Source organism: Paenibacillus aquistagni, from assembly GCF_900177815.1.
Lineage (GTDB): Bacteria > Bacillota > Bacilli > Paenibacillales > Paenibacillaceae > Paenibacillus_B > Paenibacillus_B aquistagni.
Genome location: NZ_FXAZ01000001.1, coordinates 1,808,479 through 1,826,290 on the forward strand (window position 1 = coordinate 1,808,479; position 17,812 = coordinate 1,826,290).

14 protein-coding genes are annotated in these 17,812 nt (G+C 46.9%); 4 read left to right on the forward strand and 10 right to left on the reverse strand.

Translation table 11 applies throughout. The annotated features are described in order from the left end of the window. Window positions 1–613 precede the first annotated feature (613 nt). Window positions 614–2,065 (forward strand): IS1182 family transposase, encoded by a 1,452-nt coding sequence (locus tag B9Y93_RS08505; protein ID WP_085493850.1) that lies wholly within the window; start codon window positions 614–616, stop codon window positions 2,063–2,065. Window positions 2,066–2,388: 323 nt separating this feature from the next. Here the strand turns inward: B9Y93_RS08505 and B9Y93_RS08510 are convergent, their stop codons facing one another. Further along, a complete protein-coding gene (locus tag B9Y93_RS08510) occupies window positions 2,389–2,805 on the reverse strand; it encodes a hypothetical protein (RefSeq protein ID WP_085493851.1) in 417 nt (138 codons plus the stop codon). Between the two features lie 454 nt (window positions 2,806–3,259). On the opposite strand from B9Y93_RS08510, the gene B9Y93_RS08515 reads away from it, so the two are divergent. Beyond that, window positions 3,260–4,615 carry an IS4 family transposase gene (locus B9Y93_RS08515; RefSeq protein ID WP_085493852.1) on the forward strand — a complete coding sequence of 452 codons (1,356 nt, stop codon included), beginning with the start codon at window positions 3,260–3,262 and terminating at the stop codon, window positions 4,613–4,615. Between the two features lie 242 nt (window positions 4,616–4,857). On the opposite strand, the gene B9Y93_RS25115 is transcribed toward B9Y93_RS08515, so the two are convergent. The 6 genes from B9Y93_RS25115 to B9Y93_RS08545 form a co-directional block, all read right to left on the reverse strand. Continuing rightward, the gene (locus B9Y93_RS25115; RefSeq protein WP_085493853.1) at window positions 4,858–5,160 is read right to left on the reverse strand and encodes a group II intron maturase-specific domain-containing protein; all 303 of its coding nucleotides are present in this window, start codon (window positions 5,158–5,160) and stop codon (window positions 4,858–4,860) included. 203 nt (window positions 5,161–5,363) lie between these two features. Beyond that, window positions 5,364–6,197 (reverse strand): alkaline phosphatase family protein, encoded by an 834-nt coding sequence (locus B9Y93_RS08525; RefSeq protein WP_085493854.1) that lies wholly within the window; start codon window positions 6,195–6,197, stop codon window positions 5,364–5,366. Window positions 6,198–6,308: 111 nt separating this feature from the next. Continuing rightward, window positions 6,309–7,493, reverse strand: coding sequence for a NupC/NupG family nucleoside CNT transporter (locus tag B9Y93_RS08530; protein ID WP_085493855.1), 1,185 nt, complete (start codon window positions 7,491–7,493; stop codon window positions 6,309–6,311). Between the two features lie 114 nt (window positions 7,494–7,607). Further along, on the reverse strand, window positions 7,608–7,871 hold the full coding sequence (locus tag B9Y93_RS08535; RefSeq protein ID WP_085493856.1) for a YqkE family protein: 264 nt from the start codon (window positions 7,869–7,871) through the stop codon (window positions 7,608–7,610). Between the two features lie 85 nt (window positions 7,872–7,956). After that, window positions 7,957–8,829, reverse strand: coding sequence for a sugar phosphate isomerase/epimerase family protein (locus B9Y93_RS08540; RefSeq protein ID WP_085493857.1), 873 nt, complete (start codon window positions 8,827–8,829; stop codon window positions 7,957–7,959). Window positions 8,830–8,841: 12 nt separating this feature from the next. Next, window positions 8,842–10,923, reverse strand: a complete 2,082-nt coding sequence (locus B9Y93_RS08545) for a hypothetical protein (protein WP_085493858.1) — start codon at window positions 10,921–10,923, stop codon at window positions 8,842–8,844. A gap of 125 nt (window positions 10,924–11,048) precedes the next feature. Here B9Y93_RS08545 and B9Y93_RS08550 point away from each other — a divergent pair, with 125 nt between their 5' ends. Further along, window positions 11,049–11,252, forward strand: coding sequence for a DUF6199 family natural product biosynthesis protein (locus B9Y93_RS08550; RefSeq protein WP_085493859.1), 204 nt, complete (start codon window positions 11,049–11,051; stop codon window positions 11,250–11,252). A gap of 57 nt (window positions 11,253–11,309) precedes the next feature. Next, entirely contained in the window at window positions 11,310–11,996 is a 687-nt protein-coding gene (locus B9Y93_RS08555) for a succinylglutamate desuccinylase/aspartoacylase family protein (protein WP_085493860.1), read from the forward strand. Window positions 11,997–12,055: 59 nt separating this feature from the next. Here the strand turns inward: B9Y93_RS08555 and B9Y93_RS24540 are convergent, their stop codons facing one another. From B9Y93_RS24540 to B9Y93_RS08565, 3 genes are all read right to left on the reverse strand, one after another. Next, window positions 12,056–12,193 (reverse strand): hypothetical protein, encoded by a 138-nt coding sequence (locus tag B9Y93_RS24540; protein ID WP_169028202.1) that lies wholly within the window; start codon window positions 12,191–12,193, stop codon window positions 12,056–12,058. 217 nt (window positions 12,194–12,410) lie between these two features. Next, window positions 12,411–16,112 (reverse strand): CBM96 family carbohydrate-binding protein, encoded by a 3,702-nt coding sequence (locus tag B9Y93_RS08560; protein ID WP_085493861.1) that lies wholly within the window; start codon window positions 16,110–16,112, stop codon window positions 12,411–12,413. Between the two features lie 550 nt (window positions 16,113–16,662). Beyond that, on the reverse strand, window positions 16,663–17,811 hold the full coding sequence (locus B9Y93_RS08565) for a glycoside hydrolase family 18 protein (RefSeq protein ID WP_085493862.1): 1,149 nt from the start codon (window positions 17,809–17,811) through the stop codon (window positions 16,663–16,665). Window position 17,812 lies beyond the last annotated feature (1 nt).

Consider the following 17,812-nt stretch of genomic DNA (forward strand, 5'->3'; position numbering starts at 1 on the left):
GCTGTTACCAGCTTCATGTTTAATAATCTGCTGAAGAAGGCAGTAATAAACCAAAATAAAGACATAGCTGTGCAGGAGTAACCTCCATGACACGACTATGTCTTTATTTTTTACGTCATTTTCACTTAAGTATCGGCGGCCTAATCGAACGAGAAGCTTACTTTTGGGATAGCCTCTTTCGATGGTGAGGGCAGATTGATCCTTCACTCCTTGCAAATGCTGTGTAAAATCCACCTTAAGCTCTTCAATTATATGCTGTTTAACCACGCCACCTGCTGCGTCTGCAGGGTCAGTTCCATCAAGATTGAATTTGCAAACGTCTGGTACACCCCAATCGGTTCAACCACTTTATTAGCTCTGCATGTGTGAATAAAGATTCGGCCGTTGGAAATCCGATATAATCTGAAGCTGCATGTACATCTCGAACGGAATGATAAATACCAAAATAATAATAGCAGGCTGCTGCAAGGATGAAAGACAGGGCAATAAAAATGAGGTCACTGAAAAAGTCCATTCTTACGAAAAAAGGTACAGTCCTTCAATTGAACATGAAGGAGACTGTACCTTTTTTGCCGAATAATTAAAGGCATCACGAAAAAGTGGGTGAGAGCAGATGATTCGTCAACAACAAACCTTGGTTCTGAGTCCTTATGCGGCATTGTATGACATCGTCGTGCCGAAGGACAATATGCTCCGTCAAATCAACGAACTGGTGGACTTCACCTTCATATATGAGGAACTAGAAGGGAAATATTGCTTGGACAATGGACGTAACGCCATTGATCCCATTCGCATGTTTAAATATCTACTGCTGAAAGCCATCTTTGAACTATCTGATGTAGACATTGTCGAGCGCTCTAAGTATGACCTGTCGTTCAAATATTTCCTGGGCATGGCGCCGGAGGATCCGGTTATTGAACCGAGTTCCTTGACGAAATTTCGCAAGCTGCGCTTAAAAGACATCGACCTGTTGGATATGCTTATCGGGAAGACGGTAGCCCTCGCCATCGAGCAGAATATCCTGAAGAGCAACTCCATTATCGTTGACGCTACGCATTCGAAAGCGCACTACAACCAGAAGTCTCCGCAAGAAATTCTGCAAGATCGTGCGCGGAAATTACGAAAGGCCGTTTATAGCATGGATGAATCGGCCAAAGCTAAGATGCCAGCAAAGAACACGAACAACGTACTCGAAGACGAAATCGAGTACTGCCAAAAACTCGTCGCCTTCATCGAAAACGAATCCGGAATCGCACAAGTGCCGAAAATTCTGGAGCCGCTCAACCTGCTGAAGGAGACGGTGGAAGATGACGTCGAGCAACTTCGCCTGGCGGCGGACCCGGATGCGCGTGTGGGACATAAGAGCGCAGATTCCGCTTTCTTTGGATATAAAACACATCTAGCCATGACAGAGGAACGTATTATTACTGCGGCTGTCATTACAACGGGCGAGAAAAATGATGGCAAACAGTTGCAGACGCTCATCGAAAAAAGCAAAGCAGCCGGCATGCAGGTCAGTACTGTCATTGGCGATACCGCATATTCGGAAAAGGATAATATTTCGTATACGAAGAGTAAAGAGATTGAACTCGTAGCAAGGCTCAATCCGCTCATCACGCAAGGCAGCCGAAAGAAGGAAGACGAATTTCTGTTCAATAAAGATGCCGGCATGTACGTATGCCCAGCGGGTCACATGGCGATCCGAAAGGCTCGACAGGGTAAAAAAGGTATCGGTGAAAACCAAACGAACACCTATTATTTTGATGTAGAGCGATGCAAGCGTTGTCCGCTCAAGGAAGGCTGTTACAAAGAAGGCGCCAAAAGCAAGACATATTCCATGACCATTAAATCCAATGAACATTTGGAACAGATGGCCTTTCAAGATACGGAATACTTCAAGGAGAAATCCAAGGAGCGCTACAAAATTGAAGCCAAGAACAGCGAACTTAAACATGGACACGGGTATGATGTCGCCACATCCTCGGGTCTGCTTGGCATGGAAATGCAAGGTGCAATGACAATATTCGCTGTAAATCTTAAGCGAATATTGAAACTGATAGATTGAAAAAACACGGCGAGTAGACCCATTTAGAGCCCCAAAAAAAAGACATCCGCCCCCTAAAAAATGAAGGTAGATGTCTTTTTTCGACTTGTGCGAGACGCCCTTAGAAAAAACGCAAGTTTTTCAGTGGCCTCGTCTATTCCGAGGGCTCTTATTCGTCTTCAACGTATTCAAATAGTGCATCCAATTGATCGCAAACCTAGCACCTAATAAATCTTAGTTAGAGTTGCTGGCGACTGGTTATTTAATTTCATTTTGATTACTGCTAATGAGAGCGGTTCTGTGAGGGGTAATAGAGTTAATTTGGTTTGTAAGTATCTAGCTGCCTAATTAATAAATCCTCCCCATTTACCAGTCCATGAATAATTAAATGTTCCACTGCGAGAAGAGCTGTCAAGATTTTTTACTGCTATAATATAAGAATCAGAGGCAAGAAGATTAGTAAATTTACCAGATGTTTTTGTATCAGTTAACGTCACTTTACCAGCAGATTTTCCAGTACTCCCGTTAATCAAACTCACTTGTATATTCCATCCTCTTGCAACGTTGGTACCGTGTATGCTAAATTCAACCGTTCCTTTTGAATCAACATCTAAATACCTTCCTACGTTATAAGAATTACCACCAGAAGAACCAGCTTTGGTTAAATTAAAGGTTGATGATGATACTTCAGCAAATACAGGCACCGCAAAACAAATCATCATGAAAACTGAAAGTAACGACATAATTATTTTCTTCTTCATAGCTATTCCTCCCAAGATTGTTTTTATTCTTGCTTCAATTTCTTACTACAGGGATGCTTCCCCATATGGCTCTTTCTATGGATAAACTATCCAAATAATCATAATTAACATACCATTATTTAACTTTGACGTCTATATGTTTTGTAGTTAGATTTCAAATAACTTTACCTTCCAATACCTCGGCCATCGTCTGCACTGCGGGACAAGCGCAAGACACTTCACTGACGATGCAATAGCAGCTGTGTACACATTTCTGTTTAATAAATCAACTGGAAGCCTTGAGCTAATATCTATTTAATTTAATAACTCAACTTTCGCACCTAAAAAATGGATTAAACCCTTGAGCGCGTAAGGAGAATTCAGTAATTTTACTCAGATTGACAAAAAAACACCTCGCTTGTTTGGTATCATGGAAGTGTCGAGCTTCATGCCAACAAGAAAGGTGCGTAACCCTATGTTACAACAACATTCCCTGTCTGACCAGTCTCGCTTTTCCAAACTTTTTGCCAGTCTTCACATTGGAAAATCGTTGCGGCAAGCGGGCATTTCCAAATCTTTCGGTCTTTCCAGTCTAGTCATTTTTCATATCGTGTTCTCTTTGGTTTTCGAAGGGAAGAACTGGTTTCGCCTTCTGGAAAGCGACCACGGAGCAGATCTTCCCGGCAAGGACGTCATCTATCGGTTCTTGAACCAAGCTTCTTTTGCGTGGCGGCGCTTTTTGCAGGCTTTAAGTCTTCGTGTCGTACGCCATTTTGAAACGCTCATTTCGTCACAACGCGTAAGGGTGTTCATTATCGACGATTCGGTTTTGAGCCGAAACCGAAGCAAAAAAGCAGAGTTGTTAGCACGAGTTTTTGACCATTCCACGGGCAAATTCACCAAGGGCTACACCATGCTAACCCTAGGTTGGTCGGACGGCTTTAGCTTTGCTCCGCTGGATTTTGTCATGCTGTCTTCCTCCAAAATCACCAATCGGTTATGCGAAATGTCCGGGGCTCTCTCTAAGCGCAGTCATGGGTACAAACGCCGGCTGGAGGCTTTTTTCCGGAAGCCAGATGCGGTTGTTGCTATGCTAAAACAGGCGCTTCGTGCAGGATTTACCGCCGACTACGTCCTTATTGACAGCTGGTTTACACAAGCTCCACTTCTTCACGAGCTCGCAGCTCAGGGGCTTCCTGTCATTGGTATGGTGAAAGAGATGAAGCAGCGTTATCTCGTGCAAGGCAAGCGAATGACACTGCGTGAGGTGTTTCAAAGCCTTCCTGCCTCGATGACAAAAGTCATCAAAGGCTCCGTCATCGTGCAAACCGCTTGTGGGCTACCCGTGAAGCTTGTTTTTGTCCGCAACCGGAATAAGAAACGGGAATGGCTTGCCATTTTAAGTACCGATGTGACGCTGGATGCCGCTGAGATTGTACGGATCTACGGCATGCGCTGGAGCATAGAAACCTTTTTCAAGGTCACCAAAAGTTATTTAAAACTGGGAACCGAATTTCAAGGCCGATCTTTCGATGGGGTAATTAGTCACACCACGATTGTATTCAGCCGCTATTTGGCGATGGAATACGAACGGCGTCAGTCGAGTGATGACCGGACACTAGGAGGACTTTTCTTCCTTTTTGCTGACGAAGTCCGGGATCTGGACTACCAAACCGCACTTCAGCAGCTCATGAGTTTGTTTCTCGAAATGTCCCAGGCAAATACGAAGAAGAACAAAACGGCTATTTTTTGTCAACTACAGGAATGGTGGATCTCCGGTTTGCCCAGTTATATCAAGGATTTGTTTGGAGATTTGAGCTGCGAAAGTTGAGTAATATATAAAACCTTTTTTCAATGGTTGAAACAACCAAACTATAAAATGGAAGATGATATGGCAATAGGAATTTCAAATAAATTAACAATTTCAAGAGACCATACAATGCTTGTCTATTCCAGATTAGAAAATTATGGAGGAGGTACTGAGTGGTATCCATTAGAAGATACCTATAGAGCTCCATACATAGATGCGGGTGGTCATAGTATTAAGTTTAAGTTAGTAAAGAGGTTCTCTACCTATGTTCTCGACTTCTTCCACCCTTTCCAGATGTACATGCGGAGTCTCCTTCGCAACCATCCATTCCAGCTTTGCAGGATCCGTTTTATGTCAGCTACGTAGAAGTAGCCAATCCAGACCCTATCGTAGACTTTCACCTTCTCCATCTCCTGGTCAAATTCGTTCAGATAGATGTTTGCTAATAGCAGCGACAAAGATCCTCCTTGCGGTGAACCTTCTTCCGTTTTGCAATGAACTCCGTTTTCCATGACCCCACTTTTCAGATACTTCTTGATCAGGTCGGTTACTCGCTTGTCGTGCATTTCTTGCCCTTGGCTAACAGTTCCTACTTCCAAGCCTGTAGCGGACTTTCACCGCCATGTTATCGCTCATGCCGGGCGCACTTAAAAAAGATGACTCCTGTCCAATACAGGAATCATCTATGTCCTTGACAAGGGGTCCAGATTAAACAGCTGAATGCTCTTGTTATATATCCAACTTATTTCATTATCCGATGCTCTTCTCTTCAAGAAGAAGGAACGGTCTGGAACAGCTGCTCAGGAACATGAGCATCCCATGCTTCCGGCTGCTTGACTCCTAAGGCCGCCAAGACTACCGCTGCTGTGTCTTTGAAGGTTACTCCATCAATATCAGCGTGAGGATTGACGATTGAGCCTGCCGCTCCCCAGAACACCGTGCGATCAAGCGGATGATCCGAGCCATGATTGAAAGGATCTGTCCCTCCGCCTCCGTGATCCGTAACAAATAAGATCAAGCTGTCCTCCAGCCATCCACGTTCTCGGATAACCTCAAGCACACGGCCGATCTGCTTATCAGCGTTCTCAATGCTTCGAAGCTGTTCATCGGTATTGTATCCATGACGGTGTCCACCACCATCAGGGCCATCTAAGGCCAAGTAAAAGATGTGCACATCCGGAACTTCTCTTAGATATTCACAAGCCTTAATCGTTAATTCCTCATCATCGGCAACCACTTTATGTATATCGATGGCTTCTTCCACTAAGCCGAAATTAATCGGTTCCCAGCAGGTAAATGAAGCAAAGGTCCACTCTGGATGCTCATCTCTTGCTGCTTTGAAGAAGGACGGGTACGGTGAATCCAATGAGAAGCGTTCAACAGCAGCACGATTGTTGTCATAACCATGCTTATCTGGGGTTACGCCATGCAGCATTGATCCCCAGCACTGTGCACTAATCGTAGGCATTTCTGTTTGTGCACGATAGGTAATCGCCCCTTGTTCCGCAATTATTCTAGGGATATGCACCGCCTCTGAACGCTGCAGAAAATTACCTGCACCATCCATTCCTAATACAAATACGCGGGATACTGACTTGTCCATTCCTAGCCACACTCCTTATCTGAAAGATCTGTTCCTCCCATCTTAGAAGTAGGACCAAAAAATAAGAATGGACAATTGTAACGTATATATGACTTTTCGTTTGCCTCACTGCTAGAGAATCACGCCAACGATTACCGCTGACAAAATAGAAGCGAGCGTAGAGCCATAGAGCAGCTTCAAACCAAACTGCGCCACGTCCTCCCCACGCTTCTCATTCAAGGCTTTGACAGCGCCTGTAATAATCCCAATCGAGCTGAAGTTGGCAAAGCTCACTAAGAATACAGACACCATCCCAACGGTGCGCTCAGACAATCCAACTGCAATATCCTTGAAGCTCAGCATCGCCACAAATTCGTTGGTCACAAGCTTCGTAGCCATAATGCCGCCTGCTTGCACCGCTTCTACCCATGGAATCCCCATTACATAAGCAATTGGCGCGAAGATATACCCCAAGATCTCCTGAAACGTAATCCCGAAGATGATGCCGAACAGCCCATTAATCATCTCCATGAGAGCGATAAATCCGATCAGCATCGCACCAACAATAATCGCCACCTTAAAGCCATCCATGACGCTTTCACTAATCATCTGAAAGAAGGATTCTCTTGCACCAAGTTCCTCAACGACCGTAACATCTTCCTCCGGTGGCAGCTTGTACGGATTGATTAGATTAGCAATAATGAGCGCGGAGAAGATATTGAGGATAATCGCCACTACCACGTACTGCGGGGACAGCATCGTCATATAAGCACCAACGATTGCGGCGCTGACGGCACTCATGGCTGATGTGCACAGCGTGTATAAACGGCGCTTCGTAATCACATCAAGCTGCTTCTTGGTCGTCAGGAACACCTCGGATTGGCCTAGAATAGCAGCCGATACGGCCACATAGTTCTCAAGCTTCCCCATTCCATTAAGCTTGCTCAGCACAATGCCGATTCCCTTAATAATAAGGGGCAGGATCTTCACATAATTCAAGATCCCAATCAATACAGAGATAAAGACAATCGGAAGCAGCACATCAAGGAAGAAGGTCGACATCCCTTCATTTTCAAGCCCGCCAAATACAAAGTCCACGCCGGTAATGCCATACTCCATCAGCTTAGCAAAGGTATCGGCAATCACCCGGATGATCATAATGCCTGCGCTCGTATTCAGAATAAGAAGCGCTAATAGAATTTGCACGACCAGCATGGCCGTGATGGATTTATATCGAATATCCTTTCGATTGTTGCTTACCGCATAACCCAATACGAACACAAGCAGCAGTCCGAGCAGCGCAAACACATATTTCATCCTTACATCCTCCATCCATTATCAACACAAACAGGGATACCGTTAAATAACAGTATCCCTTGATGGAGTAAAAAATATGTTATGCTGCCTACTGATTCATACCCGTTGACTGGCTTACTTGAACTTGCGCCAATCCGTTTTATCGTTGGCAAGCAAGTACTCAAAATCATTCTCAAGACGCTTTTTCTCCGCCTTGCGCGCCTCTTCCTTCTGCTTAAGCTCTGTGGCTTTGCGTTCTGCTTCCAAAGACTTAAGCTCATCCGCCTGTGTCTTCAACTTCGTCAAGACATCGCTGCTGAGCAGATCCTTCAGTGTCGCAGCCTTCGGCTGTGCAGTTGGATCATTCGCCTGAGGCGCCTGTCTTCTATGCTTCGCCATGGTAGTCACCTCTCTTTTTTCCTTCCCCAATTATAGCAGATCTTCGCAATCAAGCAGAAGGATCAAGATACGTGCATAGCTTGGACTAGGCTTCATCCCACAAGCGTCTAAGGTTATCCATGCCAATACGGGAAGCTTCCTTGCATTCTTCCATTCCTTCAAACTCAATAGTGATGCAGCCATCGTAGCCGGAGTCCTTGATCAGCTTGATAATCTTGCGAACAGGAATATCACCATGACCTAGAATCGCACCGCGAAGATAGTTGCCATTCGTCGTGCGGAACCAGTCGCCTCCGCCTGGATTCTCATCATATGGACGGAAGTAGAAGTCCTTGAAGTGAACAAGAGAGGCATAAGGAAGATTCTTCATCACGCCTACGATTGGATCCTCGTCCGCACACATAAAGTTCCCGATATCGAGCGTTGTTTTAAAGTTTGGACGATTCACCGCATGAAGCACACGCTGCACACGATCGCTCGCCTGAACGCTGAATCCATGGTTTTCGATCGTTGTCATAATGCCCTTTGTGGCTGCATAATCTGCAATCAATTGGCTGCCTCTTACGATGAGCGGCAAGCTTTCTTCCATCCACTGAATCGTCATCTTCTCTTGCGGCAGCGTAAACGCTGTCACATCATGGCGCATATGCTTCATGCCGAGACGCTCAATCAGATCCACATGCTCCTTCAAGCGAGCCACTTCCTCTTGGAAGGCTTCCTCTGTCTCCTGCACGAAATTAGCCGGCATGGAGTAGTTAGACAGCTCAATGCCTGCTTCCTTCGCCTTTTCCCGAACGGCATCCGCAAGCTCAAGATTGTCGACCAGCGTGTACCCGTAAGGAACAATCTCCATATGTTCTCCGCCATTGTCTGCAATCCATTGAATCGCGTCAAGGATCGTCATTTCTCCAGACTTAAGCGCATTCAATAAGCTGTACGAGCTCAAACCTATCTTCATTGTGCTTCACCTCTACCCGTTGTTGTCTGTGATGGTCAGCCAAACTGCATCCTGCGCAGGAATGTTAAGGGTAACACGAATTTGGTGATGTTGGTCCACATCACATCGATACTCTGTACCCTGTTGATCCCTGACAATAGCTATTTGACTAATACCAGTATAATATATTGGGAGCTCCACTGTCTGTACCATTTCTGTATTTGTTGGGTTATGGATAACAGCCAATCCCTTAATAAGCAAACGAGGATTCACATGCAGGAGGCCATCATAGCCTCTTCCATCCGGCCTTCTAAGATGAATCACATCCGATTCAAGGATATCACGATACTGCTTATAGAAGTCTACCCAGCGCTTTACAACCCGCTTCGTTTCTTCCGTATCGTAGACACGGAAGCCGCGGTACATCGCTTGAACACCAGCCGTAAAATTGTTCCTTAAATGCGCATCATACGCACCCAAGTGTTCACTTAACGGCTCTAGGGTCGAATCGGGTCCTCCGCCTTGATAGGAAGTAAGCGGCACGAACATCCAGCCCATGCTTGGCGTCTTCTCCCATGTGCCATCGTATATATTTTGCCGGGATAGAATAATTTGACGCTCTCTAGGCAGCGCCCAGTTCACTTCTCTGTAGCCCATTCCAGCCTTATTGGAGCCCATAAGAAAATACCAATCCGGCACATTCAGATAGATGCCTTTTGCTCTGCACCATTTATAAAAATCCGTAATTCGCTTCCACTGTCTCCACTGCGAATCCTCTCTTCCTTCATGGCCGGGATGAGCGGTTGAATCACAAATGTCCCCTGGATACGAGCCATCATGCTCAAGAACGTCAAAGCCCGTCTCTTCAAAGAAATGCTGGAGCTTCCGAAAATACTCCTGTCCCCACTTACTTTCTAGACACGGTGAATGAATATAGTACGCGCCATGCGGATTCACGACATCATGCTCTTTGCTAATCGAGCGTGAGGCAAGCAGCGAATAGCCACCAAGCGCAATTCCTTTTGCATGGGCGTAATCCGCAAGTTCACGCATCAAGGTGAGATATGCAGGATCTTCATTCTCCATATCCAAGCCGCTGCCAAAGGATAAGATCACCATTTCAAAGCCGACCTCGGCGCACTGATCAATTGCAGCCTTCACAACCTGCGGCTCGATGCTCTTCACATGAAGCGTGATAGGATTCTCCTGCACCCATGGCGCCATCAAGCGGTACATCTTTCGCTGAGCCAGCCCCTTGCGTTCACGATCCATGCTGTCATGAATCAACTCAAAGGTGCGGAAGGTCTCAAACCGTTCTCCGCTCTCAATCACGGCGTTAGGTCCTATTGGAGGCCTGCTGATCAGCATCGCAGGTGTAAGCCGATCATAATTGACTTGCGTCAGATATTGTGGATCTGTGACCCAATGCGTGGTGCAGTTCGCTTTTCGCTGCGCCATTCCTTGAAAGGCGTAATCGCTCTCAACATGAAGATTCGGGTATTCCCAGCGCTCAGGGGTCTCTACCGGCGAATCCCACTCTACGACAGCGAGGCACTCGCTAATGAAAGCGTTCAGTCGAATGTTTCCGTAACCTTGATTGTGGATCTCGACCCACTTGCTTATCAGTGGTATGCCATCATACATTTCATAATGAACCGTTACAGTGAGCCCTTGGAGCACTTCCAGCTTGCTTCTGAACAAGAGCTGTAGAGACACTCCCGAAGCGATCCAAGGCTGCTCTTTCGAGAAGAAGCCAGCTTGGGAAGGAAAGCGAGGCTTTACAATACCGATATCATAACCTGTACATTGAAATGCATCCGGATGTGTCGTAAGCTCCTCCACCCATTCCTGTGTCAAATAAGCATAGTCTGGCTGACCTACTAATCCTCCGACAGCATGCTCTTGGCCATTCAAGGTAAGGATTGCTTCTGGCTTTACTCCCCGAATAATCGTTTCTCCTGTCATTAGATTATCAAAGGCCACTGTAGCCGCATTTGGCTCAACCCTCCACGTACGTGAGATTAATCCATTGGACACCGTGATTTCCTTCTGCTGTGATGAAATGTTGACCTCTGCTGGATACCCCTCCGGTGCAATAAGCCAATCCTTTTTCATCTGCTTTCCTCCCATCAATAAAACTAACTTGCAGGTTACGGCTTGCTTATGAGCTGAATAAGAAGCAACTTCGGTTCCGCATGCGTACTATGTATCAATTCATCATGTCAAGTGAGGTGCTTCCAATGAACGGACTATTTGGCATCTTGTTTCTCTTGCTGGGTGTCTTCGGGCTGGTTACGCCGCGCTTAGCTTGGTACATTAGCATGGGCTGGCGCGTAGAGGATCAAGAACCTAGCCATGCTGCCTTAATGCTTCAGCGTGTTACAGGTGTGTTCGCCGCCGTGATCGGACTCGTGCTGCTGCTTCTCAGTTTCTCAACTGTATAGCCGATAGCCGAGCTATTCTGTCATCTGACAGCAACATCATCATAGGGAGGATCATGGATGCGAATAACGAAGCACAGCCTTGCAGGCAATACCCCTTACTCCACCCCATATTATGTGGTCGAGAGTAAACGTCCTGGACCGGTTGTGATGATAACCGCAGGCGTCCACGGCAATGAAGTCGGCAGCATACTAGCTGCTAAAAAACTGATTGAACAGCTTCAAAATCATGAGGTCAGCATTCGCTCAGGAACACTCGTCCTTGTCCCTGTAGTTAACCAGCAGGCATACCGCAAAAGAATACGAGGCAAGCCAGATCTCAATCGAACCTTCCCGACAAAAGCAGGGGGGACAGCAGCTCATCCGCTATCCCAAGCCCTGCTTCGCCTTGCAAAGCGATATAAGCCCTCATGGGTATTTGACCTTCATGAAGCCAATGGCTACTCCAATGTGAACAAGCGCGTGCTGGGACAATCATTGCTTACGCATAAACAAAGCCAAGCCATGCGTGCCGTCCAACAGGTCAAGCGGCACTTGAATCGCTCGATAGAGGGCCGCACTCGCAAATTCACGATCATTAAGCGGCACAAGCAGGGAAGCTTTCGAACAGCTGCAGCAAAGCTGCTGCGCTGTAGAGCGGTTACCGTTGAGACCTCATGGGAAATGCCCTTAACGACTCGTATCCAGTATCAGCGGCGAATCGTTGCTTGCTTTATGAGAAAAGCAGGTATTCAAATTACAGAATAATGGAGCAGTTGAGGCTGTGACTTAAGAAGACACAGCCTCACTCCTTAGTTGTTCACCTGTCATCGTTCCGTTATCCGATCATCATCATCCTGCTCCCACTTGCGTGAATACGCTTTGTTTGTAATCCAAAACGTAGGCCATGCAATCAGCACGACAATGACTGCTGATGCGATCCAAATCCAAGTTGGGACCCCCACAGGCAGAACCTCCTTCATCTCTTAAGTCCAGATTGTAAAATTAACCATTTACAATCTTTCCCTATCATAGTACACCCCTTTATCCCTAGCAATGCACAAATCCATGAACACTACATTCGAATACATTCGTCATGAGACAAGAGCAGTTCTGCCATCAAGAGAGGCTAGAAGCTGCCAGACTTTATCAGCCAACAGCTTCAGCTCCTTCTGATTAGTCCTACTCTATAATAAGTACCGGGCGCTTAGCTGGATCTGGGTCTTCCTTCGAACCGTATATCATCCAGCCGAGCGAGCCGTAATTTTGAAGTTGATTCAGTTGAATGGACCATGTACGCTCACCCTGCAGGGCACTTCGCACTGCATCGGTTACGTCAACCATAATCTCGCTGCCAGCAGCAGACACAAGATAAGTTGCCACGATATCAGCTGCCGCTGGTTTATTGCTCCAAGTCATCGTCTCTTCTGTCCAATTATCGTTCTCCACTTCATAGATCGCACCTGTCGTATGGTCCATTCCAATGCTCTTCGGAACGAGCCTTAGGTGTGCACGATGAATCTCGCTTGGAAGCGAGGCAAGATCAAATTGCAGGTACGATACACGGTTGTAGCCTGAGTTGCTGTCATTTTTGACAACGAGATCGGAAGAGGTGCCGTAATTCGTATTGGCGTAGGAGCCGTTGCGCACATAGACGTCCTGTGCAGGAAGGAGAGAATAGGACTCTTTTTCAAGCAGCAGCACAGGATGGTACTGCACATTCTCATGCTCCCTTGAAGCATAAGTCACATCTCCCTTTTGCCCTTGGTTTGTAGGCGCGGTTATTCTTAAGGATAATAATCCATCTGCTGACAACACCTCGTATACTGCGCTTGTCACATCAATCTCCACCGAAGCATATGCAGGCGGAGCAGTCCATGCTGCGATGGCCTCCTCTGCCGCAGGTTGATTGTTCCAAGTCATTGTCGTCTCGCCCCATTGGGGATGCCGAATAAGCTCGGCCTGCTGCATAATCCCGCTCTGGCCAACACCGACTGGCACGAGTCGAAGCTTCGCAGACAGCAGCGTACCCTCGAAGTCCGAGATATCAAAGGTAAGAAAGCTTCTGCGATGATAGCCTGTACCATCGTTTTTAACAACCAATCCGCCATCACTTCCGTAATTGGCATTCGCATAAGAGCCATTACGAACATAGGTATCCGCTATCGGAGAAAAGGCTTTGATATTGGCAAGTGTGACGGCCTGCTCATTGGAGCGCGCACTATCGCCTGCTGCATTGCTCGCAATGACTGTAAAGTAATACGTGGAGCGGTTGGATAGTCCTGTAATCGTATAGCGGTTCTCTCCCCCGCTCACGCTTGTGACCGGAACGACTTGTGTATATTGCCCTGCCTGCGTGCCATACTCAATGCGATATCCGGTTGCTCTGCTGGCCGCACTCCAAGTCAAGGTTACACTTCCATCTCCTGCTGCTGCATCGATAATGGAAGGAGACGCTGGAACGGTACCACTTTGTCCCTTGCTGAGCTTGATATGGAACGTCTTTCCAATCGCTCCAGCTGTGTCGATCTCGACAATCGTTGTCGGAGCAAATTGCTTAATGGTTACCCCTTCTTCAATAGCTATTGCCCCTTGAGTCGGTTGATGGAGCTCCACTACAATCGAACCGCCATTGACATGCGTCGGATCAGCGACGGCAAGCTCTACACTCGATGCCTCTTCTTGCACCGTGATGGAAGATTTCTTGCTGCTCGTTAGATAAGGCTTTTCATCGAGTTCAAGGGTCTTCACACTATCGGTCCAGAAGTTCGCTCCGACAACCTGCATCTCTGTATCCTGCACCGCATGCACAGCACTGGACTGCTCCAGCACCTTGTGCGACGGATGAAGTGCATAATCCTCCGTCTCTGCCGTTGATGCTCCTGGAAGCAATACATATTCATACTTGGCCCCTGCAGGGTCTACACCAGCAGGGATCGCAAGGCTCAGATAATGAGCCGTTAGCGTATCCGTTGAACCGTCCACATTGAGATCGTTCCAAGAGCCTGTCCTTGTCTCCCGAAGTCCTGTTATCGTTTGTTCATTTGGGAAGACATAGCCGATATTCGAATCTGCATCACCACCCGACAGATGTGCCCAGCGAACGTTGTTCATGACCTCATTCCAGCCAGCAGCAGCCGGCTTAACAGCGCCATTCACCACAAGCGCATTCGAGCCGCTGTCATTAAGCTTACGGTTCTCCACGATGGTTTCAACGCTTCTACCGCCTGTATCGGAGATGTCTGAACCGATCGCAATCACTTTATCCCCAAACAAAAACCATGACTTTTTGCCTGCTAGCGGCGAGCCCGTATTGCTCGACATGCTGAACTGCATGCCTGCTGTACCCGCTGAGCCGTCTGTATAAGAGCCTCCTGCCCAATTCGAGGTATTGTATTTGAAGGAGCTAAGTGTTCCGGTTGATCCATCCGTTGTTGTCCCTGGCAAGCGAACAGCATCGACAGTAGGCCAGTAAGCGCCTGAGTATTGGGTTTGATCGCCATTGTACAAATACAGTGCTCCCGCTCCCTGCCACCAAGGCTTCTTATTCTCTCCATTGCCATATTCCATGGCGGAGATGCGTGTTGAAAACATCGCGACAGCGACCGCAAAGTCAGGCCGCAGATGCAATGCTCTCTCCATTCCTCCGAATACATGTGTATCAATGAGAGGCTCTGCCGGCGTTACCGCTTGATCTTCCAACAGCTGTTTCACATTCATCGCATGAAAGATCGTTAATCCTTCTGTATACGAATTAAACGTCGTATCAGCCAACATTTGTCCTTTCGTTATCGCTCGCACACGGCCTGCATCTGGTTCCGCAAGCCCATTGGCAAGCAGGGCCATAGAAGCTAGGATGCTTCTTCCTGCCTGATGATCCTGTGAATTCTGGCGAGATACAGCACGTCCGCGCACATTGTCCATCATCGCCCCTTTATAGAAGAACGGCTGATAGGCTTCCTCCACCCAACGCATGACGTTGGCCATATTCGGATCTGTAATGCTCCAGCTCGAATCGCCAAGCAAATAGATCAGCTTAGCCATATCCGCTATTAGTACAGCGCCATAGCTTCCTGTATAAGCGACAACATCATGCTGAATGAAGGATCCGTCCTCGTAGAAGCCATCACCATCTTTGACATAGAGAAGCACTTGGCTGATCGCATCTCTCCCTTGCTCAAGCTTCAACGAAGACTTGGCAATAATGCCGCGCAGGGATACGATCAATGCCTTATCAAGACGATTGGCACCAGTCTCTGTTAATGAAGGATAATTCGTACGATAAGTTGGGTCAGGAACGAAGCGGTCCAATACCTTGACATAATTGGCGATCTGATTGCTGGACAATTGATCATGGACAAGGATCATCGTATCCGACAGATTCATGGGTGCCCCGATCTCCCAATGCCACCAGTTGCCCGTCTCACTCTTCGTCTCGTTGTACTTATTGGCATACATCCAATCCAACGCTTGAAGGATATCGCTAACTAACTGAGCATTGCCTTGTAAGGCAGAACCCGTTGTTGCATAAGCAATCGCCATCTCACGCAAGCGAACATAGTTCGCGGATATCGTTGCGGGATCGCTCCAAGCGGACAAGTCACTCCACAAATAGCTTCGTGTTCCGCTCTTAACCATCGTCGACCAGTGATTATTCACATTCGTGTCCAGCTGCTGAAGGCTTGCGGACACGACAGGATCATTCAGATCGATATCGCTGCCCCCAGTGAGATAGGCGGACCATCTCTCCTGTAATGGCGTGAACGCGTCTGCCGCTTCAGCAGCAGGTGCATAAGATGCAAAAAATAACGGATATACGATGAGCAGCGACAGCAGACTGTGAAGAACGCGGCGTGAATTCAAATGTTCAAACAAATCATTCATGATTTCCCCTCCAGTTTTGTATGCGCTTACAATTTGAGGTTGCTGTACTCTTTCTCATGCTCGTACCCCTTGCCACTACCTCGTTTTTGCTAAAACCGATGTCCCCTTGTTCAATATGATTGGTCACATCCCCCCTCTATTAGAATCTGCTTGTAATAGACAAAATAGATCATGAGATGAGCAGATGAGGTCTTTAAGATGGATAATAGAATAGAACGGAAATGAAATAAAAAGAATGATCAACGAATGGAATCGATGAAGTGGCTAGAAGCAGCCAGGATTCAGCCCAGGAATATTGGAATGGCAAAAAAGCGAGCGGCGTTCGAAGTTCGGATGCGCGTTAGCTTAAAAATTGTCGATTGAAGGAACAGAAGCAAAAAAGAAGTGCTCCTTTACTTGAAGATTTGCGCTTCCCAGCCTTTTTTCCTGCTTGATCCTACAATTGTCCAGATATTCACAACATTTGTACCACCTGCATGCATAAAAAAGCAAACCACACAAATTTAGTGCGGTTTGCTTTTAGACCCAACGCATAACCAAGGAATGGTGTTTATTCTGCTTCTTGATCTCCGATAATCTGCTTGGATAGATATGAGATGATGCCATCCTCCGCATCCTTATGGTATTCCCATACCATGACGCCGCCAAGCTCATGATTGCGAATATAATCCACCTTCGCCTTAAGCGCTTCTTTGTCCTCATAGCTGATAAACATATTGCCGTCATAGAGGAAGGCTGCCTTGGCTTTATCATCAAAGTAACGCTTGAATCCTTTTTTGTTCAAATACTTGGCTTCAATCTCCTTGTAAGTGAGATCCACCTTATCAATATCGACTGGCTTGCCTGGAGAGAACGGATTGCCATCCTTCATCTTCACATCTTTCCAAGCATACGAATAAGATGGGACGCCCAGCAGAATCTTCTTGCTCTCTACACCGTGCTTAAGGAAGCCCTGAATGACTTGATCCACGCTGTGCTCCGAATGATTATGCTTATCAATATACAAATTAGCATTATACCCTGTCATAGGCGACCATTTGCCTGTAAGATCATATGACATGACATTCACATAATCCGCATACTTCATCACTTCATCCAGTTCGACGAGATCAAAGTACCAATCTTGCGCGCCAGCTGCAAACGTCAGCAGATAGCCTCTATTTTGATGCGGAAGCATATTCAGTTTCTCCCGAAGCTCTCTCATAAGACTGGTGAAGTTCTTCGTATCTTCTGGGCGCGACTTCTGCGTTCCCCACGCATCATGCGCAGGATATTCCCAATCAATATCTACGCCGTCAAGATCCAATTCCTTAACCGTGTTCATGATATTCTCGGTAAACAGATAGCGATTGCCGTCCAATGTCGCATCGGAGAAGCCGTCTACCCCGTATCCCCCGACCGCAAGCACAAACTTCGTGCGCTTGTTCGCTTCCGTCATCTTCTTGATATTTGCACGGATGAGCTCATCGGTTCCCTTGTCTTTGTCAAACACGATATCCGTTCCGTCAATCTTGGCAAAGGCTAAGAGCGCAATATCCACATTCTTCTCATCGAGCTTCACATCGTCCGGATCGCGCCACGCCTCGACATAGACTGCGGTAACCGGACGCTCCTCCGCACTTGCAATTTGATAATAATATAATCCCATGCCGCCAATCAGAAACAATACAATCAGCTTCGTATATAGACTTATTTTCATC